This is a genomic window from Streptococcus humanilactis (assembly GCF_019448275.1).
In the GTDB taxonomy this organism is placed as follows: domain Bacteria; phylum Bacillota; class Bacilli; order Lactobacillales; family Streptococcaceae; genus Streptococcus; species Streptococcus humanilactis.
In genome coordinates, this window is record NZ_JAHXBZ010000005.1 from 121,485 (window position 1) to 141,603 (window position 20,119).

Annotated in this window: 18 protein-coding genes and 3 pseudogenes; 5 read left to right on the plus strand and 16 right to left on the minus strand. The window is 39.1% G+C overall.

All coding sequences use genetic code 11. The features are described 5' to 3' along the window. The 6 genes from KV696_RS07850 to KV696_RS07875 all read right to left on the minus strand — a co-directional run. A partial coding sequence (locus tag KV696_RS07850; RefSeq protein WP_219967331.1) for a class IIb bacteriocin, lactobin A/cerein 7B family occupies window positions 1-98 on the minus strand: 98 nt, incomplete at its 3' end. A gap of 34 nt (window positions 99-132) precedes the next feature. Then, window positions 133-288: a hypothetical protein gene (locus tag KV696_RS07855; protein ID WP_001004584.1), complete on the minus strand. Its 156-nt coding sequence runs from the start codon at window positions 286-288 to the stop codon at window positions 133-135. An 11-nt stretch (window positions 289-299) separates the two neighbouring features. Continuing rightward, complete coding sequence (locus KV696_RS07860) at window positions 300-428, minus strand: smi_0059.1 family bacteriocin-like peptide (protein ID WP_000658224.1); 129 nt, start codon at window positions 426-428, stop codon at window positions 300-302. Between the two features lie 493 nt (window positions 429-921). Next, window positions 922-1,653, minus strand: a complete 732-nt coding sequence (locus KV696_RS07865; RefSeq protein ID WP_219967313.1) for a response regulator transcription factor — start codon at window positions 1,651-1,653, stop codon at window positions 922-924. Further along, the gene (locus KV696_RS10100; protein ID WP_258318582.1) at window positions 1,650-2,465 is read right to left on the minus strand and encodes a GHKL domain-containing protein; all 816 of its coding nucleotides are present in this window, start codon (window positions 2,463-2,465) and stop codon (window positions 1,650-1,652) included. The genes KV696_RS07865 and KV696_RS10100 overlap by 4 nt, the downstream gene beginning before the upstream one ends. A gap of 729 nt (window positions 2,466-3,194) precedes the next feature. Beyond that, window positions 3,195-4,358: a PspC-like choline-binding domain-containing protein gene (locus KV696_RS07875; RefSeq protein ID WP_219967315.1), complete on the minus strand. Its 1,164-nt coding sequence runs from the start codon at window positions 4,356-4,358 to the stop codon at window positions 3,195-3,197. A gap of 197 nt (window positions 4,359-4,555) precedes the next feature. Between KV696_RS07875 and KV696_RS07880 the strand changes: the two genes are divergently transcribed. Next, window positions 4,556-5,425 carry a helix-turn-helix domain-containing protein gene (locus tag KV696_RS07880; RefSeq protein WP_219967316.1) on the plus strand — a complete coding sequence of 290 codons (870 nt, stop codon included), beginning with the start codon at window positions 4,556-4,558 and terminating at the stop codon, window positions 5,423-5,425. An 87-nt stretch (window positions 5,426-5,512) separates the two neighbouring features. On the opposite strand, the gene KV696_RS07885 is transcribed toward KV696_RS07880, so the two are convergent. The 5 genes from KV696_RS07885 to KV696_RS07905 form a co-directional block, all read right to left on the minus strand. Further along, window positions 5,513-6,694 (minus strand): N-acetylmuramoyl-L-alanine amidase family protein, encoded by a 1,182-nt coding sequence (locus KV696_RS07885; protein WP_219967317.1) that lies wholly within the window; start codon window positions 6,692-6,694, stop codon window positions 5,513-5,515. 421 nt (window positions 6,695-7,115) lie between these two features. Then, complete coding sequence (locus KV696_RS07890; protein ID WP_219967318.1) at window positions 7,116-7,349, minus strand: acyl carrier protein; 234 nt, start codon at window positions 7,347-7,349, stop codon at window positions 7,116-7,118. A gap of 5 nt (window positions 7,350-7,354) precedes the next feature. After that, window positions 7,355-8,347, minus strand: coding sequence for a phosphate acyltransferase PlsX (gene plsX / locus KV696_RS07895; RefSeq protein WP_219967319.1), 993 nt, complete (start codon window positions 8,345-8,347; stop codon window positions 7,355-7,357). Further along, window positions 8,344-9,114, minus strand: coding sequence for a DNA repair protein RecO (gene recO, locus KV696_RS07900; RefSeq protein WP_084925955.1), 771 nt, complete (start codon window positions 9,112-9,114; stop codon window positions 8,344-8,346). Before recO ends, plsX begins: the two co-directional genes overlap by 4 nt. Continuing rightward, a complete protein-coding gene (locus KV696_RS07905) occupies window positions 9,111-10,280 on the minus strand; it encodes a pyridoxal phosphate-dependent aminotransferase (protein ID WP_219967320.1) in 1,170 nt (389 codons plus the stop codon). Before KV696_RS07905 ends, recO begins: the two co-directional genes overlap by 4 nt. Window positions 10,281-10,421: 141 nt before the next feature. On the opposite strand from KV696_RS07905, the gene KV696_RS07910 reads away from it, so the two are divergent. Continuing rightward, the gene (locus tag KV696_RS07910; protein ID WP_219967321.1) at window positions 10,422-11,432 is read left to right on the plus strand and encodes a YeiH family protein; all 1,011 of its coding nucleotides are present in this window, start codon (window positions 10,422-10,424) and stop codon (window positions 11,430-11,432) included. Window positions 11,433-11,462: 30 nt separating this feature from the next. Here the strand turns inward: KV696_RS07910 and KV696_RS07915 are convergent, their stop codons facing one another. Both KV696_RS07915 and polA read right to left on the minus strand, forming a co-directional pair. Further along, complete coding sequence (locus KV696_RS07915) at window positions 11,463-11,900, minus strand: CoA-binding protein (RefSeq protein WP_219967322.1); 438 nt, start codon at window positions 11,898-11,900, stop codon at window positions 11,463-11,465. Window positions 11,901-11,984: 84 nt separating this feature from the next. Further along, window positions 11,985-14,618, minus strand: a complete 2,634-nt coding sequence (polA, locus tag KV696_RS07920; RefSeq protein ID WP_219967323.1) for a DNA polymerase I — start codon at window positions 14,616-14,618, stop codon at window positions 11,985-11,987. A 147-nt stretch (window positions 14,619-14,765) separates the two neighbouring features. On the opposite strand from polA, the gene KV696_RS07925 reads away from it, so the two are divergent. The 3 genes and pseudogenes from KV696_RS07925 to KV696_RS07935 all read left to right on the plus strand — a co-directional run. Continuing rightward, on the plus strand, window positions 14,766-15,719 hold the full coding sequence (locus KV696_RS07925) for an Rpn family recombination-promoting nuclease/putative transposase (RefSeq protein ID WP_219967324.1): 954 nt from the start codon (window positions 14,766-14,768) through the stop codon (window positions 15,717-15,719). A gap of 385 nt (window positions 15,720-16,104) precedes the next feature. Further along, window positions 16,105-16,944: a hypothetical protein gene (locus tag KV696_RS07930; protein ID WP_219967325.1), complete on the plus strand. Its 840-nt coding sequence runs from the start codon at window positions 16,105-16,107 to the stop codon at window positions 16,942-16,944. 134 nt (window positions 16,945-17,078) lie between these two features. Then, a pseudogene (locus KV696_RS07935) lies at window positions 17,079-17,636 on the plus strand (transposase); the annotation flags it as partial. 90 nt (window positions 17,637-17,726) lie between these two features. Here the strand turns inward: KV696_RS07935 and KV696_RS10105 are convergent. The 3 genes and pseudogenes from KV696_RS10105 to KV696_RS10110 form a co-directional block, all read right to left on the minus strand. Further along, window positions 17,727-18,086 (minus strand): annotated as a pseudogene (locus tag KV696_RS10105) (Ig-like domain-containing protein); the annotation flags it as partial. Window positions 18,087-19,455: 1,369 nt separating this feature from the next. Next, window positions 19,456-19,817 (minus strand): annotated as a pseudogene (locus tag KV696_RS07945) (hypothetical protein); the annotation flags it as partial. An 11-nt stretch (window positions 19,818-19,828) separates the two neighbouring features. Next, window positions 19,829-20,119: hypothetical protein (locus tag KV696_RS10110; protein ID WP_258318584.1), on the minus strand; the 291-nt coding region annotated here is incomplete at its 5' end.

Sequence of the window (20,119 nt, forward strand, 5' to 3'; positions counted from 1 at the left end):
ACCCAAGCTACAAGAGGAATTGCTCCCCCATCTACATTCATCAACTCTTCTTCTGTAAGAGCTACAAAGTTCTGTTCCATTTTGTCAAAATTTGTCATCTTTTTTCTCCTCTTGTTCTATTTTTTCTAAATCTTATCTTCTAAAAAATGGGGTTCCAATAAATATACCGCGTAACAATAGACCTGTAATTAGACCCCGTTGATAACTTTCCTTGCTACCACCCACCAGCAAAGCTAAGTCGCTCTCCTTTAATACTTCAATAGTATACTTATCATTCATTTCATTCATCTCTTATCCTCCTAAAAACCAAAACCTCTACGAAATCCAATGTACCAATCTGCAAGGGTCTTCACCCAACTTTCTCCACCTTGAATATCGGTCAATTCTTCCGAAGTTAGCTCAACAAATCCATAGTAATGTTCTTTCATTATTTTATTCCTTTCTTTTTTCCTCTCACTTATCTATTCGAAAAACAATCTGAAAATGAACAACTAAATTAAATTTTATTTAAAAAATAATTTAATGTACCACGGATAAAAAATTGGTAGATACATAAACCAGACTCCTTTCTTTTTCCTCTTACTTATCTATTCGAAAAAAAATTCGAAAATGTACAACTAAATTAAATTTACTTGAAAAATAATTTAGCAAACCACGGATAAAAAATTGGTAGATACATGAAATAGACTCCCTCCTTTTTCTTCTCACCTATCTATTCGAAAAACAACTCAAAAATGTACAACTAATTAAATTTATTTGAAAAATAATTTAGTAAACCACGGATAAAAAATTGGTAGATACATGAAATAGACTCCCTCCTTTTTCTTCTCACCTATCTATTCGAAAAAAAGTCAAAAAAATAAGAATATCAGAAAATTTTCCGACATTCTTATTGATAAACTCATCCAAGTCTAACAGATATTAGACATTAAGATATTTTTTAAGGGTTCTTCTGGCTGTTCGTGATACGGGGAAATGCAAGCCTTCTAACAAGGTCACTTCTGTGGCAGTCATCTCTTCAATAGCCTGTAAACTGACCAACGTATTGCGATTGGCATAGACAAAGTAATCTTTTTCAGCCTTGGCAGCTATATCCTTGAGACTGCCGTAAATGGTCTTGATAGAATGATTGGCATAATAGACCTTGATACGATGGGATTCCACTGAGGTTTCAAAGGCTAAAATCTCATGGTAGGGCAGAGTAAAGCCCCGTCTTCCCTCAAAACTATAGGTGAAGAGACGCATATTTTCCCTCTTGTCCACTTCCAGTACATAGTCCAGACAGCGCTCCAACTGATGACGGTAATCTTCCTCTGGCTGATCCTTGGAAATAAAATCCAAGGCAGACAAGTGATAGCGAAAAGCTAGAGGCAAGGCCTCCGAGTGTGTGGACACAAAGACAATGCTTGTAAAAGGATCTCGCTCCCGAACCTGTTGAGCAACTTGAAAACCCCGTTCACGCTCTCCATCAATCTCTAAATCCAATAAATAGAGCTGGTAATGGTCAAAATACTGAGAATACTTTTCAACATCTCCATAGCTTTTGGCAATATCAATTTCCAATCTTAAATTGCGAGAGCGACCGATATCTAGTAAAGTCTGCTCTATACGCCTCTGCTGGACTCTATCATCTTCCAAAACTAAAATTCTCATTCCTCTCCCCCTCGTTTCTCATCCTTAAATGGCAATTCTAAATCTTGTCTAAAAGTCGTCTCTCCTAGCTGGGTATCTAAGTTTAAATCATAATGAAAAACCATATCCTCCAAGGTCGCTAAGCCCAGTCCACTGTGGTTTCCCTTGGTCGAATAACCCTTTTGACTGAGAATGCTGGGATTCAGTTCTTCTTTCTTACGAGTGTTTTCAATGATAAAACGGACACTCCTATCACTTGCCAACAAAGCAACCCGAATCTGCGGATTTTCAGCCTCACTGGCTGCCTCTAAAGCATTTGTCGTGAGGATAGAGAGGATACGGATAGCCTCCAACATCGGCAATGCCAGCTCTTCGACAACCCCCACCGTCTCCAAACTAAAATGAATTCCTTGATTATCTGCCACAATCATGGCTTTTGCCAAGGTATTGCGAATAGCTATATCATGGATATTATGAAGATTAAAGGCTGTGTAATCTGCCTTTCTCAGCTTTTCATTGGTCTTTAGAAAGACATCTTGATAAATGGTAGACACCTCAGCCATGTCTTGATTCGCTATGGCAGGCTCCATGCTAGCGACAATCCCTGCAAAATCATGGCGGAAACCTCGAACTTCATCATAAAGATGACCCAGCTTGTCCACCATCCCTTGCAAGGAACGATTTTCATCTTCCTGTCTCTGAATGGTCTGCTCATCACGATAAACCTGCTCTAAGTGTCTGATATAAAAGAGCCAGGAGAAAAAGAGAATGAAAATCAGGAGAGAAATGGTCGTGTCAAAACGAACGTAGAAAGAACTATTTCTATTAGTCATAAACGAAGAGAATATCCTAAATACAGTCAGAGGTAGGATAATGAAAAAACTCTTACGATAGTGGGGGTTAAAAGCATCTGAAAAAAATAAATCCAAATCCAAAGACCAACGCTTCATAATTTTACAACATAAAAATATTGATAATAACTCAAATATAGCTTGATACAGCGTCGAAAACTCGTCGAAAAACAACCAATTCTCACCAGATAATACACGAAGCCATATTGTCAAAAATAAATAGCGAATACTTTGAAAGAAAATAAAAAGATATAGAGAAAGAAAAAGAGCTTCTACTTTTCTCTTATGCAATACGAGTAAAAAAATACAGTAAAAGAAGAAAAGAATTCCTATATGAAATAATTCTCCAAATGTTTGACGAGCGGATAAACTAATTAAAAATACAAGGACCCAATAACGTTTTTTATAAAATTCTGGGGAAATTTGAGCGCCCAAATAAATAGTAGGCACCATGGTTGAAACGACTACCAACAGAATATATAGCATAGAAACTAAGAATTCTAAAATAATCATAGAATAAAACGACTCCTAATTTATTTAAGCAAAATAATATTTATCTCCCCGATACAACTCTCTAGTTTTTCATACTTTCTGAAAAACGATACATCTACAAAAGGCCTTAGTTTCTTTTAAAATACAAGAAATCTAAAGCCTCTTGAAAATGATTTGCACGTTTTAATTTTATATTCGTTGTGAAGATTGCTTATCTATTTATTTTACCACAAGAACCTTGTAATATTCATACTTATTTGGCTGTGTAATCTTAATTTTTTGACCATAGAAACCATCGATTTCTTTGTCAAAATAATCTGAAAATCCTGATGGCAAGCGTTTCATTTTAAGAATTTCACCAGATTGGTCTGCATATACAAGGAAATGATAGTGGGTTGTAGCCATACCATCATCAATCAGTACAAAGTAACCTGTTTTGAGCTTACTTTGTCCATTATCTAAATAGTATAGTTTATTGTTATTGATTGTGAAGTTATCAAATCGAAGTCGTACACCTGGGTCTTCTAGATAAAGATCATTGCCAACTTTTTTGATTTCTGATCTAGTTGTCATCTCTGGAAGTGGTAATACTCTACGACCATCTGCTCCAAAGTAATATCGACCTGGTAGATTTTGGAAATTACGAATAACAGCTTTAGGATCAATTTCTTGTCCTTCTTCTTTATTATCTACTAAAGCTAAGGTTGTATTTGCAACCTCATCCCCATATTTGTCGGAAAACTTCTTGAACTCAGGTTTGATGTACCAAGTGTTTTTTTCAATAATAACATCGTTACCTTTAGCATTTAGCAAATATTCTTGCCCATCTCCAAGTTTGACAATATCATGAATACTGTATCCAGCATCTTTTCTATTTGCTAGATAGCCATCCTTACCAATGACATAACTTTCCCCATCACTGGCTGGAACAGCTCTATCTGCGACCATAGCACCTGATTTTTCAAAGTAAGACCATTTACCATTTGGAGTCGCCCATCCTGTTGCCATAGCGCCACTGTCTTTGAGATAGTACCAAGTAGATCCTTCTTTGTACCAACCTGTACGCATGGCACCACTATTAGCTAGTGAGTACCATGTGTTACCTTCCTTGTACCAGCCTGTGCGCATAGCACCACTATCTGCTAGAGAATACCAAGTATTGCCGTCTTTGAGCCAGCCTGTCTGCATTTTTCCAGAACCGTCAAAGTGGTACCAAGAACCAGCATTTTGTACCCATTTATTTTTAGCAAGACTGCCATCTTGAGAAAGATTCCAGTCAGAACCATTTTTAACCCAAGTATCTGCAGCCTGTGCTTGATTGATAGACAAAAGTAGACCAGCACCTGCAAACAAACCAAGTGTAAGTAGTTTAGATTTTTTCATAGCCATTTCCTCCTTTATCGAATAGTTATAAAAAGATATTTTTTCATCATAAACATTCTACATAACTCCTAATAATCCTTAAGAGTCAACCAACACCTTCTTTCTATCATCATTGCCCACCCCACACCTTTATGATATACTAAATATAAATATTTTCCTAAAACTTCTACTTTTGGAACATTTTTGGAGGCAAAAATATGCGGTGGGATATTGGTTCAGTTTATAAATACATTCGTAAGTCAAAAGGGATTACACAAAATGAGGTCTGTGGTGACTACATTACTCATTCTAACTTATCTAAGTTTGAAAATAATCATTCTACTCCTAGGTATGATACTATGGAGTTGCTTTTGAGGCAAATTGATATGAGTTTCGATGAATTTCATTATATTTGTCAACATTACCAAATGGATTCTCGTAAGAAATTATTTTCAGAATATTATCAAGTCATTTCTTCACCTAATCTAGAAGAAATGAAGACACTGCTATCAAAATGTCAAATTTATCTAGATGAAGTGCAGAATGATATCCCAATAGAACATGCTGTGAAAGAACTAACCATTTTTATAGAAGTGATTGAAAATCAGTTTTCCGATAAAGCTCAAGCCTTGGCTGAGGAATTATGGAAAGAATTGGAAAAAAGAGATCAGTGGTTCCTCTCAGATTTACGATTGCTAGTGATGATTATTTTCCATTTCCCTATTGATTCACTAGAAATGCTACGTCAAAGACTTGTAAAATCTCTAAATAAATACACAGATTATCGTCCAATTCAAAGTATTCATTACTCCATTCTAGCCAATATGACACGAATGTACCTTGAAGCAGGGAAGAAAGATGACTGTCTATGCTTAATTCAAGAATGTCTTGATTTAGCAAAAATATTGAAAAGATACGATTTATTAGGTGTAGCTCAAGTGCGTCTGGGAATCGTTAATGAAGATCATGCTATGATTAATAAAGGATTATCCTTACTCGAATCAACAGATGAAAGTCGATTACTAGAAGAAATGAAAAGAGAAGTTCGTGATTATTATCAAGCAGATTTTTTTGAAACAGAGGGCTAATAGTAACTATTACTTTATGAATAAAAGCGAACATGACTTCCTAGTAAACAAAGCTGTTCGCTTTTTCGTTTTACTCTGTCAGACGTCTTATTTCACAACAGAAACATTTCCTGTCTTACTATCGATTTTAACAGTTTGACCGTAGAAACCGTCAATTTCTTTATTAAGATAATCTGAAATTCCTGTTGGCAATCGTTTCATTTTAAGAATTTCACCAGATTGGTCTGCATAAACAAGAATATGATAGTGATGATAGCTTGGTCTATCATCAATCAATGCAAAATAACCTGTTTTGAGTTTGCCATTAGCACCATCTAAATAGTATAGTTTATTATTATTGATTGTGAAGCTGGTAGCTCCAAGAAGAAGTCGTGCACCCGGATTTTCTAGATAGACATCATTGCCAACTTTTTTAATCTCTGAATAGGTGGTCATTTCTGGTAAATTTGTTACGCGACGACCATCTGCCCCAAAGTAATACCTGTTTGGTATGTTTTGGAAATTTTTCACGACAGCTTTAGGATTAATTTCTTGTCCTTCTTCCGTATTATCTACTAAAGCCAACATCGTATTGGAAACTTTATCTCCATATTTATCAGAAAACTTCTTAAATTCAGGTTTTATGTACCAAGCATTTTTTTCAACAATGACTCCATCTTTTCTATGAATAAGATGATAATCATACCCGTCAGATAAAGTAACAATATTTGTGATAATTGTATCATCCGCTTGAGTTTGTTCAACCTGACTTGGAAGTTTGGTTAACATATAACCATCCTTACCAATAACATAACTTTCCCCATCGCTTGCTGGAACAGCTCTATCTGCGACCATAGCACCTGAATTTTCAAAGTAAGACCATTGACCATTTGCAGTTGCCCATCCTGTTGCCATAGCGCCACTGTCTTTGAGGTAATACCATGTAGACCCTTCTTTGTACCAACCTGTACGCATAGCGCCACTATTTGCGAGTGAGTACCATGTGTTACCTTCCTTGTACCAGCCAGTACGCATGGCGCCACTATCTGCGAGCGAATACCAAGTGTTACCGTCTTTGAGCCAGCCTGTCTGCATTTTTCCAGAACCGTCAAAGTGGTACCAAGAACCAGCATTTTGTACCCATTTATTTTTAGCAAGACTGCCATCTTGAGAAAGATTCCAGTCAGACCCATTTTTAACCCAAGTATCTGCAGCCTGTGCTTGGTTGATAGATAAAAGCAGACCAGCACCTACAAGCAGACCAAGAGTGAGTAGTTTAGATTTTTTCATAGTTATTTCCTCCTAAAATAGATAAATCCAAAGTAAGAAAATCTAATAGAAACAAAGTCAAAATAGAACTCCTAAAATTTCCAAGAACATAAGATAGAGACTAGTTTATCAAAAGTACATAGCCATCACCTTCTCCCAACTATAAAATAAATCCTTTTTTATATCTACATTATAGTCCTGGAAAAAAGGAAAGTCAATCAAAATTGTGATTATGTTAACATTTATATTTCAACAAAAATCAATCTATCTCTTCTTTTGATCTTCATTTCTTATCTCCTTTTGGAGATTGATTTTTCTGATTTCATTATATCCCTTATTTGTCCCCATATCTCTTCTGTCCCTAGAAAGACTAAATCTGTTCCTAAACGGTCACTTGAACCAAAGAAAAATTCCAAAGCAAATGCCTTGGAACTTCTTATCTTTATTTTGCTTGAATGATTTTAACCACATCTCCTACACTTTCCAGCTGGTCAATTTCCTCATCGCTGATTTCGATATTAAATTCATCTTCCAGTGTCAAGATAAACTCCATCAAGTCAACTGAGTCAGCATCCAAATCGTCTTTCAGACTCAAGGATTCTGTCACGACAAAGTCCTCTCCCTGTCGCTCTTGGATAATGGTCACAATACGGTCAAAAATTTCTTTTTCTGTCATCTCTTTTATTCTCCTGAAAATTCACGCGCAGTCTGGGCAACTACGTCTGTTTCTAGCATAGTACGGATCTGGCGGATTGTACTATAAACAGCCTTGGCATCGCTTGAGCCATGAGTCTTGACAACCGGTGCCTTAACACCAAACAAGACTGCTCCACCAACATCTGAATAGTTGAGCTGTTTCTTCAAACCTCTGAGGCTATCCTTGAGAAGGAGGGCACCTAGTTTCGCTCGGAGACCTCCACCTGTAATAGCGGTCTTGAGTAAGCCCATGATTCCCATAGCTGTTCCTTCAATGGATTTGAGCACAGCGTTTCCCGTGAAACCATCTGCCACAACAACATCTGCAACGCCATTCATCAAATCACGCGCTTCCACGTTTCCGATAAAGTTCAAACTTTCATCAGCTGCTAGTAATTCGTAAGTTTCCTTACGAAGCGGGTCACCCTTGCTACTCTCTGTTCCGTTATTGAGCAAGCCAACACGTGGTTGCGCAATTCCACGGACATTTTTAGCATAGAAGGATCCTAGAACCGCGTATTGATGAAGGTGCTGGGCTGTATTTTCCGCATTAGCACCGAGGTCTAGCATGTCAAAACCTCTCCCATCTACAGTCGGCAAGGTTGACATAAGTCCAGGACGATCGATGTTCTTGATACGACCCACGATGAAAAATCCTGCTGCTAGTAAAGCACCTGTATTCCCAGCCGAGAGTACAGCATCTGCCTCTCCATCTTTGACAGCTTTGGCCGCCAAGACCATACTGGCATTTTTCTTCTTCCGAATAGCTCTCGTAGGTTCATCGTCTGAATCAATCTTCTCATCCGTATGGATAATGCTGACGCGCTCTGTCGCTGTCAGATATTGCTTGATTTTAGCTTCATCTCCGTAGAGTTGAACCTCGATATCTGAAAAGTCAGCTAGGGCTTGATTGACACCCTCAACGATGGCCTGAGGTGCGTAATCTCCCCCCATGGCATCTACTGCGATTTTTTTCATTTCTTTTCCTCTTTTAATAATTGTCCCCAGTCTGCTAGGGAATCAATAAATTTCTTTGATTTTAGGTGAATCCCAACGTACTCTTCGTAGAGTTGATCCATAAATTGGCGTAGCTCTTGCTTGATTTCAGGCTTGAGCGAAATGGTCTCCAAGGTCTCAAAATCAATAGCTTGAAACTGATTGAGCAGATAGGGGATATTGGGATTGAGATGGCAACGTCTCTCATCTTCATGATAATGATCTGGACAGAGGCAGGCTCCATATTTGAAAGAAAAGTCAAAAGCCTGACCGACCCGATGGCAGAAGACACACTCATTAAAATTGAGGCTGATCCCAAATCGAGTCAAGATTTGGATTTCAAAAATATTGGTCAAGACTTGATAATCCAAGCCAGCTTCCATCAACTCCAAAGTCTTTTGCAAAAAAGCAAACAAGGGAGCATCCTGCTGATTGTCCTGCAAACTAGCATCTGCAAGAGCTGCCACATAGGTCGCATAGGCCATGACAAAGAGATCGCTATTAATCTTGGGAAAAGTCATCACCTCATGATAGTCCTCAATGTAACTGAGCCCATCATCATTAATTCGCAAGAGAAATCGTGCCAGCACCAAGGGCTGAATAACCGGCGCCAGCTTAGACTGGCCAGCGTGTTTGACGAAAAACATGCGCTTGCCAGCCTGCTCTGTAAAAATCTTGACTAGCTTGTCATCCTCCCGAAAATTGCGATTGTAGAGCACCAAGCCTTGACTCGTGATAGACTGAATCATGCTTCTCTCATATACTCCTCAAGCCGTTTCATGGCTTCTGTGATAGTCTCCATGCTAGCCGCATAAGACAGACGCACATAACCTTCCCCGTAACGCCCAAAGGCAGCACCAGGGATAAAGGCAACAGCCTTCTTCTGAGCAAAATCCTTCAGAAAAGCAAAAGAATCTTGATTATATCCTGCTGGAATCTTAGCAAAGATATAGAAGGCACCGTCTGGTTTGATAATCTCAAAACCAAGAGCAGTCATTTTCTCGATAATATAATCCCGACGCTGGATGTATTCCTTTTTCATGGGCTCCGCATCGTTTTTACCAGCCGTCAAGGCTTCCACCGCAGCATGTTGAGCCATGGTATTTGCAGCAGTAACCAAATACTGGTGACTCTTGATCAACTGGGCTGTGAAGGTCGCAGGAGCGAAAATCAGACCCAAACGCCAACCTGTCATGGCATGCGATTTAGACAAACCATTGATAATAATAGCCTGGTCTCTCAACATAGTTCCCAGAGACACATGGGCTTCGCCTGTGTAGGTCAATTCTGAGTAAACCTCATCACAGACAACGAAAATTTCGTACTTGCGTAAAACGTCTGCCAAGGCTTCCAACTGCTCTCGACTATAGGTAATTCCTGTCGGATTAGCTGGATAGTTGAGAATAACCGCCTTGAGCTTATCACCTTGCTCCAAAATAGCCTTTTCCAACATCTCAGGAGTCAAGACAAACCCATTTTCAGTCGTGTCAATCTCAACAATCTCTGCCCCAACTAGATTGACAATCGGTTCATAACCTGGATAGGCAGGAGCTGGCAAGAGTACCTTGTCTCCCTCTTCCAAAATAGCCGTCAAAGTAGCAGATAAAGCCTCTGTCGCCCCAATTGTAACCAAGATTTCATTTTCAGGAGCATAGTCCAGTTGGTACTTTTCCTTAACAAAGTCACTGGCCGCCTGACGTAGAGTCAGCAAACCACTCATCCCTGTATAGTAGGATTGGTTCTGGTCAATCGCTCGCTTGGCCGCCTCCTTGACATGATCTGGCGTTGTAAAATCAGGTTCCCCCAAGGTCAAACGCAAGACCCCAGGAATCTCCGAAATAGCCTGGTCAAACTGACGAATCAACGAAACTTGAATCTTATCTAACTGTTTATTAAAGCGCTTAGTTAAGTCCATAGATACCTCCTACTGTAAAAACGTATCTCTATTATACTACAAAAGCCCCCCGACCGCAAAAATACATGATAGAATAACTTTCTATTTTACTTTTCCTCTTTACAGGACTATAATGGTAACAGATTCTATTTGGAGGTTTTTATGTCATTTCTATCAAAAAATGGAGCAGGCATCTTGGCCTGCCTTCTCATTTCCATTCTATCTTGGTACTTAGGAGGATTCTTCCCTGTCATTGGCGCGCCTGTCTTTTCAATTTTCATAGGCATGCTTCTCCATCCCTTTCTCTCGCCTTATAAACAACTGGATGCTGGATTGACCTTTAGTTCCAAAAAATTGCTCCAGTATGCCGTTATCTTGCTTGGTTTTGGTCTCAATATCTCGCAAGTCTTCGCAGTTGGGCAATCTTCACTCCCTGTCATTCTGTCCACCATCTCAATAGCCTTGATTGTTGCCTACCTCTTCCAGCGCTTCTTTGCACTGGACACAAAACTGGCTACCTTGATTGGAGTAGGTTCTTCTATCTGTGGGGGTTCTGCCATTGCAGCAACAGCGCCTGTTATCCATGCCAAGGAAAAGGAAGTCGCCCAAGCCATCTCTGTTATCTTTTTCTTCAATGTCTTGGCTGCGCTCATATTTCCAACGCTAGGTACCTGGCTTCATCTATCCAATGAAGGCTTCGCCCTCTTTGCAGGAACTGCGGTCAATGATACTTCCTCTGTAACGGCTACCGCCAGCGCCTGGGACAGTCTCTACCAAACTAATACCCTCGAATCCGCAACCATTGTCAAACTCACACGCACCCTAGCTATTATCCCCATCACTCTCTTTCTCTCCTACTGGCAAAGTCGCGAGCAAAAAAATAAGCAAGGATTGCAACTGAAAAAAGTCTTCCCACTTTTTATCCTTTACTTCATCCTTGCCTCTCTCCTCACTACACTACTCACCTCTCTTGGTGTGTCCAGTAATTTCTTTATCCCTCTCAAACAACTCTCTAAATTCCTTATTATCATGGCCATGAGTGCTATCGGTCTCAAAACCAATCTAGTCGCTATGGTCAAATCCAGTGGAAAATCCATTGTTCTCGGAGCCATCTGCTGGATTGCCATCATCCTCACTAGTCTTGGTATGCAGACCCTTATCGGCATTTTCTAATACAAAAGGTAGCCCATCAGCTACCTTTTCTTATGCTTCCTCAATCAAGCGTGTATGTTCTCTCTTAATACAGCGATTCATCACGATGTCATCACATCCACCAGCACGCAAGATTTCTTCCGCTTCTAGACTTTCAAGTCCTAGCTGTGCCCAAAAAATCTTAGCATCAGCCTTGAGAAAATCACGCGCCACATCTGGCAAAAATTCATTGCGACGGTAAATATTGACAATATCTACAGGAAAAGGAATCTCAGCTAGGCTAGCATAAGCCTTTTCACCCAAGATTTCGCCACCTGCCGCCTTGGGATTGACTGGGATGATTTTATAACCCCGAGCCTGCATTTCCTTGGTCACTCGATTGCTAGTTGTTTCCTCACGGTCAGACAGGCCCACCACAGCAAGAGTTTTACTCGTTGTGAGATACTGACGAATCACGCCATCACTTGGATTGATAAATTCTTGACTCATAGAAATCCTCCTTTTTCATCAGTATAGCATATTTTGAAAAGGTTTGCATAATTCTACTACAAAAAAGGAGGACTAGCCCCCTTTTTATTTAGCCTCGTACCAGGTTGCCCCTTCATTCTCATCTGCGATAAGGGGAACACTGAGTTGAATGGCTTCTTCCATAGTTTGTTTGACCAATTTTTTCATCTCTGCCAATTCAAATTTAGGAACTTCAAGGACGATTTCATCGTGCACTTGCAACAGCATCTTAGTCTGATAACCACCTGCAACCAAGGCTTTGTCCAGCTGAATCATAGCAATCTTGAGAATATCTGCCGCCGACCCCTGGATAGGGGAGTTAATAGCAGTTCTCTCCGCAAAGCCACGAATGTTAAAGTTACGCGAATTGATATCTGGCAACTCACGGCGACGCTTGAAGAGGGTCTCCACATAGCCCTTATCACGCGCCTCACGCACCACTTCATCCATGTAGTTTTTAATACCTGGAAAACGTTCAAAGTAGGTATCAATGTAAGCTTTGGCCTCCTTACGACTAATACCCAGATTATTAGACAGACCAAAATCTGAAATCCCGTAAACCACTCCAAAGTTAACCGCCTTGGCATTGCGACGGTCGTTTGGAGTCACATCCTCAGGACGATCAATGCCAAAGACCCGCATGGCTGTCGAGGTATGGATATCTGCTCCCTCTTGAAAGGCCTTAATCAGATGCTCATCCTTAGAAATATGAGCCAAAACGCGCAATTCAATCTGTGAATAGTCGGAGCTGAGCAACACACTATCCTCCCACTCAGGTACAAAAGCCTTACGAATGAGACGCCCCTGCTCCAAACGCACAGGAATATTTTGCAAGTTTGGATCCACACTAGACAGACGCCCAGTCTGGGTCAAATCCTGCACATAGCGAGTATGAATCTTACCATCAGCCAAAATCCAGTCCTGCAAGCCAATTACATAAGTCGATTGAATCTTAGCAATCTGACGATAGTCTAGGATTTTCTTAACAATCGGAGCAATCGGAGCCAGGCGCTCCAAGACATCCACGGCTGTCGAGTATCCAGTCTTGGTTTTCTTAGTGTATTCTAGAGGTAGCCCCAATTTTTCAAAGAGAAGGACGCCCAACTGCTTAGGCGAGTTGATATTAAACTCCTCACCAGCCAGTTCATAAATCTCCTGAGTCAGTTTTTCAATGACAAGCTCATTTTCAGCCTGCATCTCAAGCAAGGTTTCTTTTTTAACCTTAATCCCAGCAATTTCCATCTTAGCAAGGACAAAAGCCAGAGGTTGCTCCATATCATAAAGAAGCTCTAATTGCCCATTTTCACTGAGTTTTTCAAGTAAAACAGGCGCTGTTTCGACCAAAACAGCAAGCTTACGAGCCAAGTGTTCCAAGAATTTCTCGCGTTCAGGAATGGCTCTCTTGACTCCCTTACCATAGAAAGTCTCATCATCAACCAAATAAGTCTGACCATAAAGACTAGCGATGGTCGCAATTTCATTGTTCTCCACAGTCGAAAGGAGGTATTTAGCCAAACGGCCGTCAAAAGCAGGCGCCTGCAAATTCACATCATAACGATTTAAGAGAACTTTAGCCTTCTTAAAGTCATACACTCTCAAAGGTGTTTTTTCTAGAAAATCCTTAAAAATCGGCTCTTGCAAAAGTTCAAGCTTGTCTGTAGCATAGAGCTTTTCCCCACAAGACCAGGCAAATCCAATCAAATCATCCGTATGATAATTTTCACCAAAAAGCTCAAAATGGAAGATAGACTCTTCATTCAGCATATCTTGACTGATTTGGTCAACAATAGTAAAGTCCAAACTCTCAGCCACATCAGTCGAAGATGCATTTAAAGCCTGTTTGAGCTGTTTGAAGCCCATCTCATCGTAGAATTTCCCAAGATTTTCCACATCTGGACCACTATAAACCAAATCCTCCAAACCAATCTCAATCGGTGCCTTGGTATCAATGGTCGCCAGTGTTTTAGACAAAAAGGCCTGTTCCTTATCATTGATGAGATTTTCCTTCATCTTAGAAGCCTTCATCCCATCGATATTTTCATAAATCCCTTCAAGCGAACCATGCTCCAGCAAGAGCTTGATACCCGTCTTTTCTCCGATTTTGGTCACCCCAGGGATATTATCCGACTTATCACCCATAAGCGCCTTGAGATCGATAAACTGAGTCGGTGTGAGTCCCATCTTTTCCATGAGATAATCTGGTGTAAAGGCCTCAAACTCAGCCACACCTTTCTTGGAAATCTCAACCACCGTATGCTCGTCCGTCAGCTGAATCAAATCCTTGTCCCCACTGACAATGGTAATATCAAAACCATCCTGCTCTGCTAGTTTATCCAGCGTCCCAATGATGTCATCCGCCTCATACTGAGCCAACTCATAGTGGCGAATCCCCATATGATCCAGCAACTCACGAATGAAAGGAAACTGCTCACGAAACTCATCAGGAGTCTTAGCCCGACCACCCTTATAGTCCGCATACATTTTTGTACGGAAGGTCGTCTTTCCCGCATCAAAAGCCACCAAAATATGACTCGGCTCAATCCTCTCCAACAAATGGCTCAACATCAACTGAAAACCATAAATCGCATTGGTATGCAAACCAGCCGCATTCTTAAAACGGTCCAATTGCTGATAGAGCGCAAAAAACGCCCGAAAAGCAACAGAAGACCCATCAATCAATAATAATTTTTTCTTATCCATACACCCATTATAAAGGAAAGCACCAAAAAATACCATTGGGAAGAGCTAGAGCAAGTATTTTTCAAACTTTTTCCGAATAAATAGATAGAGTCAGTGAATCTAGTAAACCTAGATTTAAAACTATGGTATAATGAAAGGAGAAGAAATATGACTGTACGTCATCCGGGCATCAGCCCGACCAACGATTTGGTTGCTAAGAAAATCTTCAGCAATCCAGAAATCACTTGTCAATTTATTCGCGATATGCTGGACTTGCCAGCCAAAAATGTGACTATTTTAGAGGGAAGTAACATTCACGTCTTGCCTTCCCTGCCCTACTCGGCTCAGGATTTCTATACCAGTATAGACGTCTTGGCTGAACTAGATAATGGAACTCAAGTTATCATTGAGATTCAGGTGCATCATCAGAATTTTTTCATCAATCGCCTGTGGGCTTATTTGTGCAGTCAGGTCAATCAAAATCTTGAAAAAATTCGTCAGCGAGAAGGTGATACACACCAGAGTTACAAACACATCGCACCTGTTTACGCAATAGCTATTGTGGATAGTAATTATTTCCAAGATGACTTGGCTTTTCACAGTTTTAGCATGCGAGAGGACACGACAGGTGAGGCCTTAACCATCACAAATAATGGACAAGAAAACCATCTAGTCAAGATGGCGTTCTTAGAACTCAAAAAATACAGAGAAACCAGCAAAGACGAGGTTCGCAAGCCGTGGTTGGAGTTTTTTGGGAACAAGCCCTTTACCCAGCAACCCGAGCGAGCCATCAGCCAAGCAGATCAACTGCTAGACTACAAGAGCTGGTCCGAGGAGGACAGGAAGATGTTTAGTCAACTACGTATGCGCGAAGAACAAGCCTTGTTAGCGCAGGACTATGCCTTGGAACAAGCTGAAGAAAAAGGCTTAGAACGAGGTCTTGAACGTGGGCGAGCTGAGGGTCTGGAACAAGGACTGGAACGAGGGCGAGCAGAGGGTATCGAAGAGGGATTAAAAGTAGGTCTAGTAAATCTCGTTCGTCAAGGTCTTTTGACTTCCGAGGTTGCCAGCCATCAATTGGGAATGACCGTGGCTGAGTTTGAGGCGCTATTGAAAGATTAAGACTATCACTAACAATGGACAGGAAAATCATCTAGTCAAGATGGCGTTCTTGGAACTAAAAATATAGTCCATACACTAATAATATAAAAGACCTATCAGTTATTGTTGGTAAAAATGGTTCCGGAAAAACTATGGACATTAATAAAATACTGAGAGAAGATAATAAACTTATTCGAGAACAATAAAGTGCTACATTATATATACTATAGTTATGAAGATTATATACTAAAAAGCAATACTCTTTTTAATAGTAAATTAAATATAATAGGTAATGGATTAAAGTAGAAGTGTCTTAATTTGAAATGCAGTTTAAATCGTATATGGACATTTAATTAATTTCTATATACGATTTAAATTAAACATTCATTAATGAAAGGTTTATGTTATGAAAAATAAAAAATATAAAAGAATTTTTTCACATGAGAAAATTCTTTTAGTTGCAACTCTGATTTTCTTCATTCTTCTTATTCTTAAAATATATAATTCAGAAAAATTTTACTTTACTTTATTTTATAGTTTATATTTTTTGGTGTACTTTATATCTTGTACAATTATAGGAATAAAAACTTTAAGAAATGCTTATAAAAATGAACCATTTGGATTATTTATTTATTTTTTGGCTATATTTTTTATTATTTTTCCTACACTGCTTATTAGTACGGGAAGTGTTACAAATTTATCAGACTCAATTAAAACATTTTATACAATTGGGGTAGGGGTTGGTATAAACTATGTAATTGATAATATTTTTAAATTTATAGAGGTTGAAACTGAAAATGAGAAAAAGAAGGAACTAACTAAAATAGGAGCGGTTACAAAATCACTATTTAATATCATATATATTTCGGAATATACTGCTGTAATTATACTAGAACAAAGTAATTTAAATTTTTTTACTCCACTTAATGATTATGTTTGGATTGAGTGTATCATTAATTGGGTTAAGAATTGGCCTTTTTGGATAAAACTTATCATGTTAACATTGATTTGTTTAATTATTCTTTCAGTATTTATGAGTATTTCAATTTCTCTAATAAAAAAAGAATTAGATATGAAAACGAAAAATCAAACTAAAATCCTTAAAAGAAAAATAGAGGATGAACTGTATCTTGTTTCAGAACTTACAAGTACGATTAAAGAAAATAATAGTGATATTTTGAAAAATTTAGAAAATATTGAATCAAAATTACGTATAGAATTAGACAACTTTAATAATTTAGATTAAAAAATAATTGGTAAAAAGTTGTATAAAAGAGGCCAGACAAAAACTAGCTTCTAAATCACAACCAGCCGTCTAACGGATGGTTTGTACTAGTGCTATAAGCTCAAATTACCAGCCAGCTCCCAAAGACGCTGGCTTTTCACATTGTACAACATCTTAGCCGTGCTATGAGTCGTATCCGTGTCCAAATCATGAATCAGTTTCATCGAAAATCCCATGAATACAAGACTATTAAACGTTACTGGAAGCTCATTCAACAGGATAGTCGTAAACTCAGCGATAAACGTTTTTATCGCCCTACTTTTCGTATGCACTTAACGAATAAAGAGATTCTAGACAAGCTTTTGAGCTATTCAGAAGACTTGAAACACCACTATCATCTCTATCAACTCTTGCTTTTTCACTTTCAGAATAAGGAACCGGAGAAATTTTTCGGACTCATTGAAGACAATCTAAAGGAGGTTCATCCTCTTTTTCAGACTGTCTTTAAAACCTTTCTAAAGGATAAAGAGAAGATTGTCAACGCCCTTCAACTACCCTATTCCAACGCCAAATTGGAAGCGACCAATAATCTCGTTAAACTTATCAAACGAAATGCCTTTGGATTTCGGAACTTTGAAAACTTCAAAAAACGAATTTTTATCGCTCTCAATATCAAAAAAGAAAGGACAAATTTCGTCCTTTCTAGATCTTAGCTTTTCTTCAACCCACTACAGTTGACAAAGAGCCTGTTAAAACCAAAAAAACAGGAGATTTCTCTCCTGTTATGATTCAATTATTTAAGATTAAACCCACTCACCGTTGTGGTTTACTTTATATCCATCTGGAGTAGTTGTGTTAACTGCAAGAGCTCCTGATGCGTATGAGTAGTACCAGTTACCACCAACTTGATACCAACCAGTTGCCATTGCACCTGATGATTTCAAGTAGTACCAAGTACCGTTATCTTTAACCCAACCAGTTGCCATTGCACCTGATGATTTCAAGTAGTACCAAGTTCCATTAACTTTAGCCCAACCTGTTTGCATAATACCTTCAGCATTTAGGTAGTACCAAGTTCCTTGATCATTAACCCAACCTGTTGCTTTTGTACCTTTTGAGTCTACTACATAAGTCCAGTTACCTTTAGTATCTTTATTCCAACCGAATTTAACTACAGCTTCTGGAGTTGGTGTGTCTGCTTTAATAACATCTTCCAATACAAATGCTACATTTTGTTTTTTGTATTCAGCTTTAGCTTTTTCTTCTGCATCTTTATAATTAGCTTTTGCAGTTTTTAGCGCAGTATCTGCATCGAACAACTTAGTAGTAGCGTCTCCAACTGCTGCATATTTAGAATTCTTAACTTCTGTTAGCTTGTCAAAAGTTTGACCTTCTGCCAATAGACCTGTACCGTCAGAAATTGCTTTTTCCAAAGCTTTAATAGCTTTTTCAAGTTTTTCAGAGTCTTTTTGTTCTGCTTTTACAGTAGCATCTAGCTCTTTAACTTCTTTTTCCAAAGTAGAAACTTTTTCATTAGCGTCAGAATAAGCTTGTTGAGCTTTTGCCAATACTGACTCAACTTTTAATTTGTCAGCTTCGTATTTCTTTGTAGCTTCTGCATCACCACCAAGTGGTTTTTTATCATATTGAGCATTAACTGCGGCCTGAGCTTGTTCCAAGACTGCCTTAGCATTATCTAATGCTAAATATGCTCCTGAACGTTTTCCTTCTTCTTTTTCACCTAATTGATCTTTTTTAGTTGCCAATTCTGCTGAATCTTTAGCTTTCTTAGCATCTACTTTTGCTTGTAATTCTGTAAAAATTGCTTTTTGTCCTTCTGCATCACCTTTTTTTAGTTCAGCATCACGAAGAGCTTTAACGGCATCAGAATAAGCTTGTTGAGCTTCTGCAAGTTTTTCCTCTGCTGCCTTTTGAGCTTTTGTTGAAGCTTGTAGAGTTGAATTAGCTTTACGCAAGTTATTTACAACAGGTTGAAGAGCTTGAACCTTTTTCACTGCATCATCAACTTTAACTTCCTCACTGACCTTAACTCCAAGAGCATCCTTAATTAAAGTTGCATATGAATCATCAGCTGAAACAGCTTGAACAGCACCAAATGCTGCAAGAGCGACTGCGCTTGTCAATAAAACTTTTTTCATCGTTTTATCTCCTTTATTTTTCATTATATTATTTTTCGTAAGACTATCTTACTACCATACAGTATATAAATATTTGCAGGATTTGTCAAGAGTTTTCTTATGTTTTTTTAACTTTTTCCCTATTTATTCGAAAAAAGGAGAAGAAAACTAACTCGCGAAAAAACTCCCCCTGAAATACTCTAGCTTCCAAGATGGTATTTCGCAACTACTCATCCCTCAGATGATAGCTTTTATATCCAAACTATATAGATAGTTAGACAGAACTCACTTCTTTGGTATTATCTTACAAACCCTTGTAAAAGTCAAGTAAAAACGGCAAGTATTTGGATAACACTTGCCATTTCATAAACTTTCTACTATATAAAGATTGAACTCATAATAAAGCCTCAAATTCAGCGACAGTCATACCTAATTGCTGGCTAGCTACCTCGGAAGTCAGGAGACCTTGGCGGACTAGATTTGCTAACATAACAAAACCACCTTCCGCCCTAGCGGTTTCCAAGGCATAGTCCTGTGCTAACAAGGCTTGTTCTTCACGCATACGTAGTTGACTAAACATTTTCCTGTCCTCCTCGGACCAGCTCTTGTAGTCTAGCAGTTGGTATGCTTGGCTGATGGCTCGCTCTGGGTGCTGGGTAAAGGGCTTATTCCCGAAAAACTCCAACCACGGCTTGCGAACCTTGTCTTTGCTGGTTTCTCTGTATTTTTTAATTCCAAGAATGCCATCTTGACTATTAGTGCTAGTCTTACAACAACGCCTCAAACTCAGCGACAGTCATGCCCAGCTGCTCACTCGCAACCTCAGAAGGCAAAAGACCTTGGCGAACCATATCTAGAAAAGCAAAAACTCTTCCTTCAACTTTACCACGTTCAAGACCACGTTCTAAGCCTTTTTCTTCAGCTTGTTCCAAGGCATAGTCCTGTGCTAACAAGGCTTGTTCTTCGCGCATACGTAGTTGACTAAACATCTTCCTGTCCTCCTCGGACCAGCTCTTGTAGTCTAGCAGTTGATCTGCTTGGCTGATGGCTCGCTCGGG